Source organism: Streptomyces sp. NPDC107550, assembly GCF_055639095.1.
On record NZ_JBVKBC010000020.1, the window covers coordinates 44,347 to 60,328 of the forward strand.

The following is a 15,982-nucleotide window of genomic DNA, read 5'->3' on the forward strand; positions in this document are numbered from 1 at the left end:
CTGAGGGGGCTGACCTGAGCGCCGGCTTTCGGCCTTCGGCCTTGAGAGGCACGATTGGGCTAGCGTGGCGGGCGTTCGGCGCGCGGGCCGCCTTGGATGGGGGCATGGCCCGGTACGTACAGGACGCCACCCCCACCACAGGGCACCGCCCATGACGCAGACGCTGCTCAGCCCGAGATATCTGCGCGTCCTGCTCCTGTCCCTCCTGCTCGGCATCCCCATCGCCCTGGCCTGCTTCTTCTTCGTAGGCCTCCAGCACTGGCTGCAACACCAGGTATGGACCGCGCTGCCCGAAGCCGCCGGCTACGACCGCGCCCCCTGGTGGTGGCCCCTGCCCGCCCTCGCCCTGGCCGGCGCGATCCTCGCCCCGATCGTCACCCGCATGCCGGGCGGCGGCGGCCACCTCCCCGTCAACGGCCTCGGCGGCGCCCCCATCGGCCCCCGCGAACTGCCCGGCGTCGTCCTCGCCGCCCTCGCCACCCTGCCCCTCGGCGTGGTCCTCGGCCCCGAGGCGCCGCTGATGGCGGTCGGCAGCGGCCTCGCCCTGTTCGCCGTCCGCCGCATCGGTGACGTACGCGATCCGCAGGCCGTCGCCCTCATCGCCACCGCCGGTTCCACCGCCGCGATCTCCACCATCCTGGGCGGCCCGGTCGTCGCCGCGATCCTCGTCGTCGAGAGCGCCGGACTCGCGGGCCCCCGGCTGGCCGCACTGCTGCTGCCCTGCCTCACCGCGAGCGCGGCGGGCGCCGTCGTCTTCACCGGGTTCGGGCACTGGACCGGCCTCGCCATCGGCGGCCTCGCCCTGCCGCACGTGCCGGCCGACCACCTCCCCGACGCCGGCGACTTCCTGTGGGGCGTCCCGCTCGCCGCGCTCATCGCCGTGGGGATCGCCCTCGCCCGCCGCCTCGGCCGCACCACCGCCACCTGGACCGCCGCCCGCGCCACCGGCCCCCGTACCCTCGGCTGCGCGCTCGCCGTCGGCGTCTGCCTCACCGCTTACGCCCTGCTCAGCGGCCGCTCCCCGGAAGAGGCCGCGCTCTCCGGACAGGCCGCGCTCGGCGACCTCGCCGCCGACCCGGGCGCCTGGTCGGTCGGCGCGCTCCTCGCGCTGGTCGCCTGCAAGGGCCTCGCCTGGGGCATCAGCCTCGGCAGCCTGCGCGGCGGCCCGATCTTCCCCGCCGTCCTGCTCGGCGCAGCCGCCGCACTGGCCTGCGCCGGACTGCCCGGCCTCGGCGCCGCGCCCGCCCTCGCCCTCGGCATCTGCGCCGCGACCACGGCGGTGACCGGTCTGCCCCTGTGCAGCGCCGTGCTGACCGTCCTGCTGATGGGCAAGGACGCCCACGACCAGATGCCGCTCATCGTCATCGCGGCCGTCGCCGCGCACCTCGCCGTCCTCGTCGTCAACCGGCGCCTGACGCGCACCGAAGGGACCCCGGAAGCGCCTACGCCGTGAACGGGTCCGTGTCCTCGCCGCGCCCCACCACCGCGCGGCACACGTCGTCCAGCGGCGTGCGCCGGGAGCGCGCGTACGTGCGCAGCCGGTCGAACGCGCTGTCCACGTCCGTACGCCACCGCTCCGCGAGCACGCCCTTGGCCTGCTCGACCAACACCCGGCTGTGCAGGGCGTGTTCGAGCTGGGCGATGGTCCGCTGCGCGGCGAGTGCGGCGTCCCGCCGGTCCAGCGCGAGCGCCGCCGCACGCGCCAGCGTCCGCGCCGCCTCGACCCGTTCCGTCGACAGCGCGTCCGGGGCCGCGGCGAACAGGTCGAGTGCCCCGCGCACCGGCCCGCCCGGGCGCCGCAACGGCAGCGAGGCCACTGCCGTGACGCCCGACTCGTCCGCCGCCGCCCCATAGCGCGGCCAGCGGTCGCGCCGTCCGCGTAAGTCCCGCACCACCTGCGGTGCACCCGACCGTACGCACCACGGGCCCGGCCCCTCGCCGGAGTCCGCCGCCAGTTCCTGCAACGCCTCGATCCCCGGCTCCGTGGCCGCCGCCACCCGCAGCGCGCCGTCCGGCCCGGCCAGCAGCACCCCGGCCGCCCGTACCTCGAACCGGCGCGCGCACCACCGTACCCAGGAGTGGAGCACCTGCCGCTGATCCAGCGTCACATCCGACAGCGCGTCCATCAACTGCACGGCAGCGGCGGCCAGATGACGGTCCTCGGGCAACTCGCTCACGTCGTCTTCCCTGTCCTCGCCCCTCGCTTCGGCGGGCAGCCTAGAGCAGCGCGCGGCCCCCGCCGTACGACCGCGCGTTGCCGGCGCCGCCCCTCCGTACGACGGCGGCGGGGCGGCCCCCTCGTGGGACCGCCCCGCCGCCGGGGACATCACAGGAGCGTCGGGGTCAGCGCCTGGAGCCGTACGTGCTCTCGAACTGCCGGAACGCGATCTCCTGCCGCCACTCCAGGCGTGCCTTCGGGCTCGCCGCGAGCGCCGCACGGCAGCGCGGTCCGGGCACGCCCACACCGGGACGCTGGCCCCGGCAGGCCGCCACGAACGTGTAGTGCTCACGCGTCGGGTTGCCCCGCCACAGGCTCGCGCCCGGCAGGAACGCGTATTCGAGCGAGGCCCGCGCCAGGTCCTTCAGCTCCGGGTACGACAGGTGGTACGTGGTGGCCGCGTACCGGTACTCGTGGCTGATGTCGATGCGCGAGATGCCCTGGTCGTCGGTGGCGAGGACGACGGGCACGCCGTAGGCGCGGTAGGTGCGGAACGGGTGGTCCGCGCCGCGCACCTTCAGGATCTGCGCGTTGCTCGTGAACGGGACCTCGACCGCCGTCTCACGCGCCGCCATCGTGCGCGCCGTGCGCCGCCAGTCGTCCTCGTGGACCAGGTCGACGCCGTGCCCGATGCGGTCGGCGCCGGCCACCTCGACGGCCTCCTTGATGTGGAACTTCAGGTCCTCCGGCTTGACCAGGCCCGGCCACAGCTCGCCCGCGTGCAGCGTGACGTGCGCCTTCGGGTAGACGCCCCGCAGGTACTGCACCATCCGCATCTGGAGGCTGTAGTCGCGCAGCGAGCTGTCCCAGTCCTCGGGCTGTACGAGGTTGACGGCGACGAAGCGGTGGTCGCGCTCGGCGAGCCGCATCCCGAGCGCGAGCTGTGTGAACACCCGCTCCGGCGCGCTGCCCCGCGACGCCTGCGAGATCCAGCGCACCGGCAGCCGGCAGCCCGGACGCGCCCGGTCCGTGCCGCAGTGCGCGGCCTTGCGGAACTCGGCGTTCCCGTCGTCCGCCTCCTTGCCGGCCTCGCGGACCAGCTTGTCGAGCCGCCCGCCGTCGACGAGCTTGGCGTGCAGCCGCTCCAGGTCGTCGTCCCAGCCGACCTCGGCGGCGAGCGCCTTCGCGCCGTCCGACGCGGGCGAGACCATCGTCTCCAGATAGAACTGGTTCTGGCGCGCCGCCTCGTCGGCGACCTGGGCGAGCAGCTTGCCGCGGTGGCGCCAGGTCACCTCGCCGAACTTGCCGAACGCGTCGAAGAAGTGGTCGTGCCCGTTCCCGCTCGCCGGGAAGTCCTGCATGGACCAGGCCCGCACCAGCTCCTGGTGGAAGGTGCGGTCCCTGAGCGCGTCGGCGGCGGGCCGCTTGCCCGGACCGCACGGCGGGGCGACCGCCGTGTCCGTCTTGTCGATGCACAGGCCGTCCTGCGCGGCCAGCTGGATCAGATACTCGGTCGAGACCGCACCCGACAGATGGTTGTGCAGGTCACCACCCTTGGGCAGCTTCTCGAAGAAGCGGCGCAGCAGACGCGGGTCGGAGCGGACCGCGTCCAGGTACGCGTTCGTGCCGGCCTCCGCCCGGGTCGTCGGCCGGGGCGCGGCCGTGGCGGTGCCGACGGCGGACGCGGGCTGGACGGACAGCAGAGTGAGGACGCCGAGGCCCCCGGCGAGCAGCGCGCGGCGCCGGCGGGGGAGGCGGTGGGGTCGATGGATCACGCGGCACATGATCACGAAGCGAGCGCCGGGTGTCGGCGCGCAGCACCGCGCACTCCCGATGATCACCCAAGAGGGTGACGACGCGCCCCCGCGGGCGCCCCTCGGCCGCCCCTTGTGCGCCCCCGATCGCCCCAGGTGACGGCCCCGCCACCGCCGTGTCGTACGGACAGGTGCGCGCCGTACACTCCCCGGGTGACCGCCACCGCCCCTCCCGTCGTCCCCTCCGACGAGCCCGCAGCCCGGCCCGCTCGCCGCCTGAACCCGCGGCGGTTCGCACGTGTCGGCCTCGCGGCCGTCGCCGGGCTGCTCCTGTACGCCACGTTCCCGCCCCGGGAACTGCCGTGGCTCGCGCCCGTGTCGATCGCCCTGTTCGGGCTCGCGGTGCACGGGCGGCGGGCGCGCGCCGGGTTCGGCCTCGGGCTGGTCTTCGGGCTCGCGTACCTCGTGCCGCTGTTGTCGTGGACCGGCGTCGACGTCGGCCCGCTGCCCTGGCTCGCGCTCGCCGTCGCCGAGGCGCTGATCCTCGCCCTCGCGGGCCTCGGCATCGCCCTGGTGTCCCGGCTGCCTCTGTGGCCGCTGTGGGCGAGCGCGGTGTGGATCGCGGACGAGGCGCTGCGCGCCCGCTTCCCGTTCGGCGGCTTCCCCTGGGGCAAGATCGCCTTCGGCCAGCCCAGCGGCGTCTTCCTGCCGCTCGCCTCGCTCGGCGGCACGCCCCTGCTCGGCTTCGCCGTCGTCCTGTGCGGCTTCGGGCTCACCGCCTGCGCCCTGCGCCTGCGGTCCCTGCGCGCCGCGCGGGACGGTGAGGCTCCCGACGCCCCGGGCAGCGGCGCCCGGACCTCGCTGGGCGCGACGCTGCGGGACCGGTCGCTCGCCGCCGCCGCGGCCTGCGCCGTCCTGCCCGTCGTCGCGGGCGCCGCCGCCACGCCGCTCGTCGCCACGTCCGCCGAGCACGGCACCGCGCGCGTGGCGCTCATCCAGGGCAACGTGCCGCGTATGGGCCTCGACTTCAACGCCCAGCGCCGGGCCGTCCTCGACTACCACGTACGCGAGACGATGAAGCTCGCCGCGCGCGTCAAGGCAGGTGAGACACGGCGTCCCGACCTCGTGCTGTGGCCGGAGAACTCCTCCGACATCGACCCGTACGTCAACATGGACGCCTACGACGAGATCCAGAAGGCGGCCGAGGCGGTCGGCGCCCCGATCTCCGTCGGCGCGGTCGTCACCCTCAAGGACGGCACGACCCGCAACCGGCTCATCCAGTGGGACCCGGTCAAGGGCCCCGGCGCCACGTACGACAAGCGGCACCTCCAGCCGTTCGGCGAGTACATGCCGTACCGGAGCTTCTTCCGGATCTTCAGCAAGGACGTCGACCGCGCGGGCAGCTTCGTGCCCGGCAAGAAGGCCGTCGTCTTCGACATGGGGGGCACCGAGATCGGCAACGTCACCTGCTACGAGGCCGCCTTCGACGACGTGGTCCGCGACCAGGTGCGGGCCGGGGCGCAGATCCTGTCGGTGCCCAGCAACAACGCCACGTTCGAGCGCAGCCAGATGACCTACCAGCAGCTCGCCATGGACCGGGTGCGTGCCGTCGAACACGGCCGCGCGGTCATGGTCCCGGTCACCAGCGGCGTCAGCGCGGTGATCCGTCCCGACGGCTCCGTCGCGCAGCACACCGGCATGTTCGTCGCCGACACGCTGCTCGCCGACGTCCCCCGGCGCACCTCGCTCACGCCCGCCACGCGCGCGGGCGCCTGGCCCGAGGCCCTGCTGACGGCTCTCGGCGCGGGGGGCCTCGCCTGGACGCTCGTACGGTCCCGCAGGGCGCGGCGCCAGGACGGCTGAGGCGGCCGGGGGGCTGAGGGGCTGGCTGAGCGGGTCGGCGAGGGCCTGAGCGGTAGGTCGACTGAGCGGGTCGGCGGGCGGGGCGGGCGGGCTCGGTAGGGTCGGTGGCATGCCGACTCCTGAGTACATCCGCACCATCAGGGCCTCCGCCGGTCACGAACTGCTGTATCTGCCCGGCGTCACCGCCGTGGTCTTCGACGACGAGGGCCGGCTCCTGCTCGGCCGCCGGGCCGACACCGGTCGCTGGGCGCTGCCCGCCGGTATCGCCGAGCCGGGTGAACAGCCGGCGGACGTGGCGCGCCGCGAGGTGGAGGAGGAGACCGGGGTGCGCTGCGTGCCCGAGGGGGTCGTCCTCGTCGAGGCGCTGCGCAGCCCGGTCACCTACCCCAACGGCGACCGCTGTCAGTTCATGGACATCACCTTCCGCTGCCGCGCCGTCGGCGGGGAGGCCCGCGTCAACGACGAGGAGTCCCTGGAGGTCGACTGGTTCGCCCTCGACGCGCTGCCGCCGATGGACGAGCACTGCATGTTCCGCATCAAGCAGGCCCAGACGGAGGGACCGACATGGTTCGAGGGCTGCTCGGCGGCCCGGCCGGGCCCTGGCGACCTGTCGACATGAGGGGATGAGGCGATCCGGTCAGGAGCCCCCGAATGTCCCGCATGGGATGGGAGCGCCTGCCGGGCGGCTGTGGGTGCTGGGTCAGCGGCGCCTGGATCGGCGTCTGAGGATGACCTCAACGAGGAGGCACAGCAGCCCGACTGCGGCAGAGATGTATACGTCCTGCCAGCTCAGGGAGTGCTCGTAGGCGAACTGCACGCCGAGGACGATGAGCGCGGCCATGCCGGCGTCTCTGAGTGCTGACTTGACGGACGGGCGCTCGGGCTGCGGGGGGCGGGGGGAGGCGCTCAGCACGTGATGCCCTTCCAGCCTGCCGGCCAGCCGTTGTAAGTGGTCCTCATCTGTACACACCGATGCTTCTTGGCGGCGTTCTTGAACGTCCTCTGCAGGCTCTTGCCGATCGTAGCCACTGCGCCGCGGCACATCGTGCGCAGCAGAACACCACGGAAAGACCGGGGCAGCTTCTGGCATGCGGCGACGGCGGCATCGCCCGCCCGAACGTATTTGGCGATGGTCTTGGTCTCCCACTTGCTGAACTTGGCGTACACGAACCAGCCAAAGCTGATCTTCGGGTCTGCGACCACCGGGTACGCGGTGCCCGGTGTTGTCTCGATGGTCTGGGTGAGTGTGGTGCCGTTCAGTGTGTAGTGCGTCGGAACGCTGACGCCGTTCGCGTCTGTGGCCCAGGCCGGCTCGATGACACCCCTGATGGCAAGCCCTTCAGGATCGCCCTGGACGATGAGGTATCCGCCGGTGGCTCCGTCTGGGACGAGGCGCATGCCATCACTCAGATCCACGTCGAACGAGTACGTGGTGGGAGCTGTGGAGTCTCGGAGCACAACTACGGCTCGCGCACCGCTGTCGACCGTCGGCTGAACAGCGACGTCGGTCGCGTCGTGCGTGGCCGGGTACACGATGGTGCCCACGCCTGCCTTCGTGCCCTGGCTGTCCTGCATCTCGGGCAGGGAGAGAGCGAGGGTACTGCCGTCGGGAGCGACGGCTTTCACCTTCCCGGATGCCTTCTTGGGCGCGTCTACTGTGGCACGGATGCCGTCAATGTCGTAGGCGCTGTGCGCAGCAGTGCCTGGAGTCGGATGGGAGGCCGCCAGATCTTGTGTGCCGGTGACCTCTTCGATGAGCTGCGCGGTCTGCGTGGGGTTCGTCGTCACGTCGGCTGCTGACGGTGATGCGGCGGCGAGGAGGAGAGCCCCTGTCGTGAGTGTGGCGGCGAAGCCGCTGGTTATGCGTCTGGCGATCATGGTGAGCCCCCTCCAACTGGTCGGATCGGCTGCCCTGTTGGGCTGTCTGTCGGGTGCGGGAGGAACCCTGACATAAGGTGCCGATCCAGGGAAAGTGAAGGACGGTGTCTTCGCCCTGAAACAGGCTCAAAGTCCCCGGAGAGTCCCGAAGGGATGTCAACCAACGCGCTGCGAAGTGGCGGAACGGAGACTGGACGCCGAACCGCTCGTTGATGAAGGGGAGACGCGCGGCAACACCGCGCAGGCGCATGGAGGCCCAGACGGACGGACCGACATGGTTCGAGACCATGGCCGAGGGCTGAAGTATGGGTGCTGACCACATCGGGCGGGGCCCGGCGGCTGCCTAGGGTGCGGAGTATGACCCCGCACACCCCCGCCATCGCCGCCCCCGCGACCGCCCCCACCGACGCGCCGCTCGACCTCGGCGGACGCACCGCACTCGTCACCGGCGCCGCGAGCGGCATCGGCCGGGCCTGCGCCCTGCGGCTGGCCGCCGCGGGAGCCAAGGTCAGGGCGGTGGACCGGGACGCCGCCGGCCTCGACGTGCTCGCCGGGGAGGCCGACGGTATCGAACCGTACGTCCTCGACCTCACCGACCTCGACGCCGCCGAGTCGGCCGCGGCCGGCACCGACATCCTCGTCAACAACGCGGGCCTGCAACTCGTACGGCCCCTGGAGGAGTTCCCGCCCGACGTCTTCCACACCGTTCTGACGGTGATGCTGGAGGCGCCGTTCCGCCTGATCAGGGGCGCCCTGCCGCACATGTACGGGCAGGGGTGGGGCCGCATCGTCAACGTGTCGTCGGTGCACGGGCTGCGGGCCTCGCCGTTCAAGTCCGCGTACGTCGCCGCCAAGCACGGCCTCGAAGGGCTCTCCAAGACGGCCGCCCTGGAAGGCGCCCCGCACGGCGTCACCTCGAACTGCGTGAACCCCGGTTACGTTCGCACGCCCCTCGTCGAACGGCAGGTCGCCGACCAGGCCGCCGCCCACGGCATCCCGGAGGAACGGGTGCTGAGCGAGGTGCTGTTGCAGGACAGCGCCCTCAAGCGGCTCATCGAACCGGACGAGGTCGCGGCGGCCGTGGCGTATCTGTGCGGGCCGGCCGCGTCGTTCATGACCGGGGCGTCGCTTGTGCTCGACGGGGGCTGGACCGCGCACTGAGCGGACGCGATGAACGCGGCTCACTCGTGTGGGTGAGCGGATTTTCGTGAACTCCTGAGTTGTCCACAGGGCTGGCGGGGCCGGCCGTACGGCGGGTAATCCTGTTGAGCATGTCGCACCATCCACCGCGCTCACCCGCGGCCTTCGATCCGGCGCCGTCCGCGGCCCCGCGGTCCCCGGCGCCCCGCCCGGCCGCCGACGCGTCCCACGCGGACGCCGAGGCGCCGTTCCTGGAGCTGCTCGCCCGGGGCGCCTCCGCCGACGCGTACGAACAGCCCGCGCTGCTCGCCCGCGCCGAAGGAGCCCCGCCCGCGCGGATCGCCGCGCTGGAGCGGGCCAAGCGGCTCGCGCTCGGAGTGCGGGAGGAGATGGAGGGGCGCCGGCGCCGCGAGGCCGAACTGTCGGCCCTGTTCGAGACGGCCCACGACCTGGCGGGCCTGCGCGACCTGGACTCCGTCCTCCAGGCCATCGTGCAGCGCGCCCGCTCCCTGCTCGGTACGGACGTCGCCTACCTCACCCTCAACGACCAGGCGCGCGGCGACACCTACATGCGCGTCACCGAGGGCTCCGTCGCGGCCCGTTTCCAGCAACTGCGGCTCGGCATGGGCGAGGGGCTCGGCGGCCTCGTCGCCCAGACGGCCCGCCCGTACGTCACCGAGAACTACGCGCAGGACGTCCGCTTCCAGCACACCCACACCATCGACGAGGGCGTCCACGACGAAGGGCTCGTCGCCATCCTCGGCGTGCCGCTCATGCTGGGCCCGCACGTCATCGGCGTCCTGTTCGCGGCCGACCGGCGCGCCCGGGTCTTCGAGCGGGAGCAGATCGCGCTGCTCGGCTCGTTCGCCGCGCTCGCCGCGGCGGCCATCGACGCGGCGAACCTGCTCGCCGAGACCCGTGCCGCCCTCGGTGAACTGGAGCGGGCCAACGAGATCATCCAGGACCGCAGCGGCGTCATCGAGCGGGCCTCCGACGTCCACGACCGGCTCGCGGAACTGGTGCTGCGCGGCGGCGGCGTGCACGATGTGGCCGCCGCCGTCTCCCAGGTCCTCGACAGCACCGTCGCGTTCACCGACGCCGACGCGGCGCCCGGCGAGGCCCTGGAGGCATCCCGCGCCGAGGGCCACGCCGTACGCAGAGGCGCCGACTGGGTCGCCGCGGTCGCCGCCGGCGAGGAACTGCTCGGCGCGCTCGTCCTGCGCGGCCACGGGCCCCTCGACCCCGTCGACCAGCGCACCCTGGAGCGGGCCGCGATGGTCACGTCCCTGCTGCTGCTCGCCCGGCGCTCCGCCTCCGAGGCCGAACAGCGGGTACGGGGCGAACTCCTCGACGACCTGCTCGACGCCCGCGACCGCGATCCGCGCCTGCTGCGCGAGCGCGCCGCCCGCCTGCACGCCGACCTGGACGCCACCCACGTCGTCCTCGCCGCCCGCCTGGAGAGCGCGGAGGCCGACGCGGAGGAGGAGTCCGCCGCCCGGCGCCGCCTGTGGTCCGCCGCCAACCATCTGGCGGCGACCCGGCACGGGCTGGCCGCCGCCCGCGACGGCGGCACGGTCCTGCTGCTGCCGCTGCGCGGCGACACCACCGCCTCCGACCTCGCGGCCCGTGTCGCCCGCAGACTGTCCGCCGCCATCCACGACAGCGTCACCGTCGGCGCGTCCGCCCCCGTCACCGGCATCGCCGCGCTGCCCGAGACGGCGAGCGCCGCGTACGGGGAGGCCCGCCGCTGCCTGGACGCGCTGCGCCTGCTCGGCCGGGCGGGGCAGGGCGCGGCGGCGGAGGACTTCGGCTTCCTCGGCCTGCTGCTCTCCGGCAGCCGCGACATCGGCGGCTTCGTCCGGCGCACCATCGGCGAGATCGTCACCTACGACCGGCGCCGGGGCACCGACCTCGTCCGCACCCTCGACGCCTACTTCGCCTCCGGGATGAGTCCCGCCCGCACCAAGGACACCCTGCACGTCCACGTCAACACCGTCGCGCAGCGCCTGGAGCGCATCGGGCGGCTGCTCGGCCCCGACTGGCAGAGCCCGGCCCGCGCCCTGGAGATCCAACTGGCGCTGCGGCTGCACCGGTTGGCGGGCCCGGACATACCGTGACCCCGTACGCGGGGTGCGTACGGGGTCACGGGGGCGGGCCGCGCGGGGAGTTCGCGGCGGCGGGAGATCAGACGCGGTGCGCGCCCGCCTCCCGCGAGGCTCCGGGGATGTCGGCGCCGGCGCCCGCCTCCGTCTCCTCGGGGCCGTCGACGGCGGTGAGATCGCGGTGGCGGGTCTCCTTGGCGACGCCCACGGCCAGCAGCGTCAGCAGCGCGGCGCCGATCACGTAGAGGGCGATCGGGGTGGAGCTGCCGGTGCTCTCCAGCATCGCCGTGGCGATGAGCGGAGCGGGTGCCCCGGCGGCCACCGAGGCGAACTGCGCGCCGATCGACGCCCCCGAGTAGCGCATGCGGGTGGCGAACATCTCGGAGAAGAACGCGGCTTGCGGGGCGTACATCGCGCCGTGCAGCACCAGTCCGACGGTCACGGCGAGCAGCAGCGCGCCGAAGCCGCCCGTGTCGATGAGGGAGAAGAAGGGGAACATCCACAGTCCGACGCCCGCCGCGCCCAGCAGATACACCGGGCGCCGCCCGATCCGGTCGGAGAGGGCGCCCCAGGCGGGGATGACGGCGAAGTGCACGGCGGACGCGATGAGTACGGCATTGAGCGCGGTCTGCTTGGACAGGCCGGCGGAGGTGGTGGCGTAGACGAGGATGAAGGCGGTGATGACGTAGTAGCTGATGTTCTCGGCCATGCGGGCGCCGATGGCGACCAGGACATCGCGCCAGTGGTGGCGCAACACCGCGACCAGCGGCATCTTCTCGACGGCCTCGCTCTGGGCCGCCTTACGGGCCTCGGCGCGGGCCAGGGCCTCCTTGAACACCGGGGATTCGTTGACCGACAGGCGGATCCACAGACCGACCAGCACCAGCACCCCGGACAGCAGGAACGGGATACGCCAGCCCCAAGAGGTGAACGCGGCGTCCGAGATGAGCGCGGTCAGCGCGGAGAGCACACCGGTGGCGAGCAACTGCCCGGCGGGCGCGCCGGTCTGCGGCCACGACGCCCAGAACCCGCGGCGCGCGGCGTCCCCGTGCTCGGACACCAGCAGGACCGCTCCGCCCCACTCGCCGCCGAGGGCGAAGCCCTGGATCAACCGCAGCATGGTGAGCAGTACCGGCGCGGCCGACCCCACGGTGGCGTGCGTGGGCAGCAGCCCGATGGCGAACGTGGCGCCGCCCATCATCAACAGGCTCAGCACCAGCAGCTTCTTACGCCCGAGCCGGTCGCCGTAGTGCCCGAAGACCAGCGCGCCGAGCGGGCGGGCGGCGAACCCGACCGCGTACGTCAGGAACGACAGGAGCGTGCCGACGAGCGGGTCGGACTCGGGGAAGAACAGCTTGTTGAAGACCAGGGCGGCGGCGGAGCCGTAGAGGAAGAAGTCGTACCACTCGATCGTCGTGCCGATGAGACTGGCGGCGACGATCCTGGGCAGTCTGGCGGGCGTGGGGGGAGTACTGGTTCCGGAGGCCATGTGCGCCACTTCCTCGTGTGCGGTGGGGACGGGTACGTATCGGCACACCGTAGGAAGCAGCAGGTCAGGCGCACATGTGGCGGGGCAACATAGTTCAGGGGCCGACTGTGCGTGCGGCCCCCATGCCCGGCGGGTCGGCGGGTCGGCGGGCCGCGGGACCAGTGGGTCGATTAATCGGTGGGTCAGAGCATGTGCAGAAGCACCATGTTCGTTCCCGTGCCGAGGACGATCGCCGCGAGCGGGCTGCGGCGCCAGTGGTAGACGGCTCCGCAGACGAGGACGCCGGCGACGACGGGCAGCCCGTACGGGCGGTGCGTGAAGTCGACGTCGTGGACGCTGTAGGCGACGAGGATCACCATGATGCCCGGAGGTAGAGAGGTGCGCAGGTACTGCAACAGGGGTGACCCGGCGGACTTGCGCAGCAGGACGAACGGCGCGGCGCGCAGGGCGAACGTGACGCCGGCCATGACAAGGACGGCGGCGAGCAGATATGTGGTCTCAGGCACGCGTGGACCTCGTTGTCGCGTAGTCACCGACGAGCAGCAGCAGGAAGCAGGCGACCGCGACCGTCAGGAACTGATCCCCTCCGGTCAGCATGGCCACCGCCGAAGAGATCAGGCCGTACAGCACGGGCCGCAGATTCGCGCGGTCGCGGGCGTGGTCCCAGGCGAGGACGACGAACAGGGCGGTCAGCGCGAACTCCACGCCCTCGACACCGTCCGGCAGCGCCGTCGAGGCGAGCGCGCCGGCGCAACTGCCCAGCACCCAGTAGCCGTGACTGAGGAGCTGGATGAGGGTGACGCGGCGGCCGGTCAGCTCCTGGTCGGGGTTGGCGGCGAGCAGCGAGTACGTCTCGTCGGTGAGCGCGAAGACGCCGTAGCCGCGCTGCCAGGGTCCCCGCAGCAGATGCAGGGGGAACGACAGCCCGTAGAAGACATGACGGAAGTTGACCAGGAACGTCGTCATCGCGATCGCGGGGAGTCCGACGCCGGACGTCAGCATGGAGACGGCCAGGAACTCCAGGGAGCCGGCGAACACCAGCAGGGCCGTCGTCGGCGCCCAGTACCAGGGGAGTCCCTGGCTCACCAGGAGGATGCCGAACGCGGCGCCGAGCGGCAGATAGCCCATGGCCACCGGTACCGTCAGCCGCCCGGCGACGGCGAGGTCCTCCCGGAAGCCGCTGTCCGCGGGCAGCCGTGGGGGCGGGGTCCCTTCGGCGGGACGGCTCGCGCCCGGGCCGGCGGCGGGTTCGCCGGGGACGGGCCGGGCGCCCGTCGAGTCCGTTGTCATGCGTGGTTCCTCGGACATCTCGCAGGGTCAGGGGTGGTGTCGTCCGTCGACCGCGCCTTCCGGGCTTCCGGGCTTCCGGGCGGGGACGGCGGGGCGGGCCGGCCGGCGGAATACGCCGACCGGCCCGCCTGGTGGTTCACACGGTGGAGGCGAGCTGCGCGGACACGCGCCGCAGCCCCTCGGCGAGTACGTCGGCGGGCCGCGCGTAGCTGATGCGTACGCCGTCGCGCGCGCCGAAGACCTCGGCGGGCATGACGAGCGTGCGGTGCCGCTCCAGCAGTCGCTCCGCGAAGTCCTGGGAGGAGATGGGCACGTCCGTGAACCGCAGCCAGGCGAACGGGGTTCCCTGCGGGCGTACGAGCTTCACGTGCGCGGCGTGCTCCCGCGCGAACGCCTCCAACTGGTCGAGGCCGGGGGCGACCAGGGACCGGTAGCGCGCGATGTGCTGCTCCCGCTCGCCGAGCACCCGCTCCGCCACGCGCTCCCACACCACCGAGTTGGACACGGTGGTGTAGCGCTTGTAGTTGACCATGCGCTCGATGACGTCCCTCGGGCCGTGGGCCCAGCCGACGCGGAGGGCGGGCATGCCGTAGACCTTCGAGAGGCCCGACACCGAGACCGCGCGCGGGTGGCGGCGCACGACCGAGTCGCCGAAGTCCAGCGCGTACTCCTCGTCGTTCACCACCAGGATGTCGTGGGCCCGCGCCACGCGCAGGACGGCCTCCCACTCGGGCTCGGTCAACGTCTGACCGGAGGGATTGCCGGGGCTGTTGAGGATGAGCATCCGTGTCCGCGGGCGTACGGCGGCGGACAGGGCCTCGGTGTCCAGCGGGTCACCGGGGCTCCAGTCGAGGACCGTCACGTCGCAGCCGATGTGCGCGGGAACCTCCCATGCCTGCTGCCATCCCGGGGCGGTCGTGATGACGTGATCACCGGCGGTCAGCGTGGAGCGGTACAGCAGGTACAGGGCCTCCTGGGCGCCGTGCGTGACGATCACGTCCCGCCGGTCCGGGTCGGCGGCCCTGGTGCTCGCCGGGTCGGCCTCCTCGTACAACGAGGCGATACGGGACCGGAGTTCGGGCGTGCCGCGGTCCAGGCTGTAGTCGAGGTCCCAGTCGGGTTCCAGCGGCAGGTCGCGCAGCAGCCGGAACTGGACACCGCTCTCGGCGAGGTCGAGGTCGAACCGCCCCTGGGCGCGGTCGAAAAGCCAGTCCTGGATGCTGTAGGAGGCGATGGTCACGGTGCGGTGTCTCCGAGCGTGAGGGTGATGACGGCGACGTCCCGGACGGCGGGCGTGCCCGGGATCTTCGGGGTGATCGGGCTCACGTAGTGCAGGACTTCCTTGTCGGCGAGGAACAGCGTCTCGCCCGCCTGCATGGTCCGTTCGGCGAGGAGGTCGCCGTCGGCGCTCTTCTCCCGCACGAGCGAGATTCCGCCGCTGACGTTCTCGGCGGCCACGCACGTGACGGCGACATGGTCGTACCCGTCCTGGTGGAACCCCTCCGGCGCGGGGAAACCGGGGTGCTCGTCATCGGCGGTGATACGGATCTGGTGGCAGCCGATACCGAACTCCTCGGCAAGCACGATCTCCCGTACGGCGCGCGAGTTGACGAGGTTCTCGGCGAACTCCCGGGCCGCGTCGCCGAGGGGCGCGAATCTGCGTTCCACATCGCCCGCATAACTGTTGATCTCACCGCTCTGGAAGAAAGACGTCTCGTCGTCCCAGAGGAAACGGTCGCCCTTCACCCGGGCTTTGCCGAACGCGCGGTAGCGGAAGCAGTGGTCGGAACGCAGGTAATCGTCGGCGGGCAGCCGCGAATAGCTCTCCAGCAGGAGACCGGATATGTGGGCGACAGAAGACGATATGCGGTACCGCACGAGTGTCCTTTCGTCTTTCGTAACGCGGGGAGGGGTGCGGACGTCCGAGGCCCGCCCGGTGCGGTGGCCCCCGGCGGGCCCCCGGCCGAGGCCGGGCCTCCCGGTACTGAAGGCGGCTCCCCTCGCTGTGCGGCGCCAGAGGGAGCGCTGTGACCTGCATATTTGTAGCGGATGCCCAGTGGGCGGCCAAGCGTCTCACTATACGAACTGGCCAAATCTCTACCCCGGGAAGTCTGAAGTACGAGGACATGCCCGGTATCACCGGAAATTGCGCCCATCATTTTCCGTCACCACTCATGACGTTTAGTGACGCTGTTCACACTCTCCGGGGTGGCCGGCTCGGGGGAGTGCTTGACGGATCTTCGGCTCTGTTGTTCTTTTGCCGTCGCGTCGCACCGCATGCCGGCACCCTCGCCAGTTCGGCCGGAAA

General features: G+C 72.4%; 14 protein-coding genes. 5 read left to right on the forward strand and 9 right to left on the reverse strand.

Annotation, left to right across the window (positions count from 1 at the left end):
* Nucleotides 1-151: 151 nt before the first annotated feature.
* Nucleotides 152-1,453, forward strand: a complete 1,302-nt coding sequence (locus ACZ7LY_RS23930; protein ID WP_471626721.1) for a chloride channel protein — start codon at nucleotides 152-154, stop codon at nucleotides 1,451-1,453.
* Here the strand turns inward: ACZ7LY_RS23930 and ACZ7LY_RS23935 are convergent.
* Both ACZ7LY_RS23935 and ACZ7LY_RS23940 read right to left on the reverse strand, forming a co-directional pair.
* Complete coding sequence (locus ACZ7LY_RS23935; protein WP_471626722.1) at nucleotides 1,443-2,177, reverse strand: GAF and ANTAR domain-containing protein; 735 nt, start codon at nucleotides 2,175-2,177, stop codon at nucleotides 1,443-1,445. The two genes, ACZ7LY_RS23930 and ACZ7LY_RS23935, sit on opposite strands and share 11 nt — an antisense overlap.
* Before the next feature lie 166 nt (nucleotides 2,178-2,343).
* Complete coding sequence (locus ACZ7LY_RS23940) at nucleotides 2,344-3,942, reverse strand: adenosine deaminase family protein (protein WP_471626723.1); 1,599 nt, start codon at nucleotides 3,940-3,942, stop codon at nucleotides 2,344-2,346.
* A gap of 183 nt (nucleotides 3,943-4,125) precedes the next feature.
* Between ACZ7LY_RS23940 and lnt the strand changes: the two genes are divergently transcribed.
* Nucleotides 4,126-5,775: an apolipoprotein N-acyltransferase gene (gene lnt, locus ACZ7LY_RS23945; protein ID WP_471626724.1), complete on the forward strand. Its 1,650-nt coding sequence runs from the start codon at nucleotides 4,126-4,128 to the stop codon at nucleotides 5,773-5,775.
* A gap of 109 nt (nucleotides 5,776-5,884) precedes the next feature.
* Entirely contained in the window at nucleotides 5,885-6,394 is a 510-nt protein-coding gene (locus tag ACZ7LY_RS23950; protein ID WP_471626725.1) for an NUDIX hydrolase, read from the forward strand.
* 81 nt (nucleotides 6,395-6,475) lie between these two features.
* Here ACZ7LY_RS23950 and ACZ7LY_RS23955 read toward each other — a convergent pair whose 3' ends face one another.
* Both ACZ7LY_RS23955 and ACZ7LY_RS23960 read right to left on the reverse strand, forming a co-directional pair.
* A complete protein-coding gene (locus ACZ7LY_RS23955) occupies nucleotides 6,476-6,616 on the reverse strand; it encodes a hypothetical protein (protein ID WP_471626726.1) in 141 nt (46 codons plus the stop codon).
* 65 nt (nucleotides 6,617-6,681) lie between these two features.
* The gene (locus ACZ7LY_RS23960) at nucleotides 6,682-7,653 is read right to left on the reverse strand and encodes a hypothetical protein (protein WP_471626727.1); all 972 of its coding nucleotides are present in this window, start codon (nucleotides 7,651-7,653) and stop codon (nucleotides 6,682-6,684) included.
* Nucleotides 7,654-8,010: 357 nt separating this feature from the next.
* Here ACZ7LY_RS23960 and ACZ7LY_RS23965 point away from each other — a divergent pair, with 357 nt between their 5' ends.
* A complete protein-coding gene (locus tag ACZ7LY_RS23965) occupies nucleotides 8,011-8,814 on the forward strand; it encodes a 3-hydroxybutyrate dehydrogenase (RefSeq protein WP_471626728.1) in 804 nt (267 codons plus the stop codon).
* Between the two features lie 110 nt (nucleotides 8,815-8,924).
* Complete coding sequence (locus ACZ7LY_RS23970; RefSeq protein ID WP_471626729.1) at nucleotides 8,925-10,910, forward strand: helix-turn-helix domain-containing protein; 1,986 nt, start codon at nucleotides 8,925-8,927, stop codon at nucleotides 10,908-10,910.
* A 67-nt stretch (nucleotides 10,911-10,977) separates the two neighbouring features.
* Here ACZ7LY_RS23970 and ACZ7LY_RS23975 read toward each other — a convergent pair whose 3' ends face one another.
* The 5 genes from ACZ7LY_RS23975 to ACZ7LY_RS23995 form a co-directional block, all read right to left on the reverse strand.
* A complete protein-coding gene (locus tag ACZ7LY_RS23975) occupies nucleotides 10,978-12,384 on the reverse strand; it encodes an MFS transporter (protein WP_471626730.1) in 1,407 nt (468 codons plus the stop codon).
* A 182-nt stretch (nucleotides 12,385-12,566) separates the two neighbouring features.
* The gene (locus ACZ7LY_RS23980) at nucleotides 12,567-12,890 is read right to left on the reverse strand and encodes a branched-chain amino acid transporter permease (protein ID WP_471626731.1); all 324 of its coding nucleotides are present in this window, start codon (nucleotides 12,888-12,890) and stop codon (nucleotides 12,567-12,569) included.
* Nucleotides 12,883-13,674, reverse strand: a complete 792-nt coding sequence (locus ACZ7LY_RS23985) for an AzlC family ABC transporter permease (RefSeq protein WP_471626732.1) — start codon at nucleotides 13,672-13,674, stop codon at nucleotides 12,883-12,885. Before ACZ7LY_RS23985 ends, ACZ7LY_RS23980 begins: the two co-directional genes overlap by 8 nt.
* Nucleotides 13,675-13,810: 136 nt before the next feature.
* Nucleotides 13,811-14,914: a pyridoxal phosphate-dependent aminotransferase gene (locus ACZ7LY_RS23990; protein ID WP_471626733.1), complete on the reverse strand. Its 1,104-nt coding sequence runs from the start codon at nucleotides 14,912-14,914 to the stop codon at nucleotides 13,811-13,813.
* Entirely contained in the window at nucleotides 14,911-15,552 is a 642-nt protein-coding gene (locus tag ACZ7LY_RS23995; RefSeq protein ID WP_471626734.1) for a 2OG-Fe dioxygenase family protein, read from the reverse strand. Before ACZ7LY_RS23995 ends, ACZ7LY_RS23990 begins: the two co-directional genes overlap by 4 nt.
* Nucleotides 15,553-15,982 lie beyond the last annotated feature (430 nt).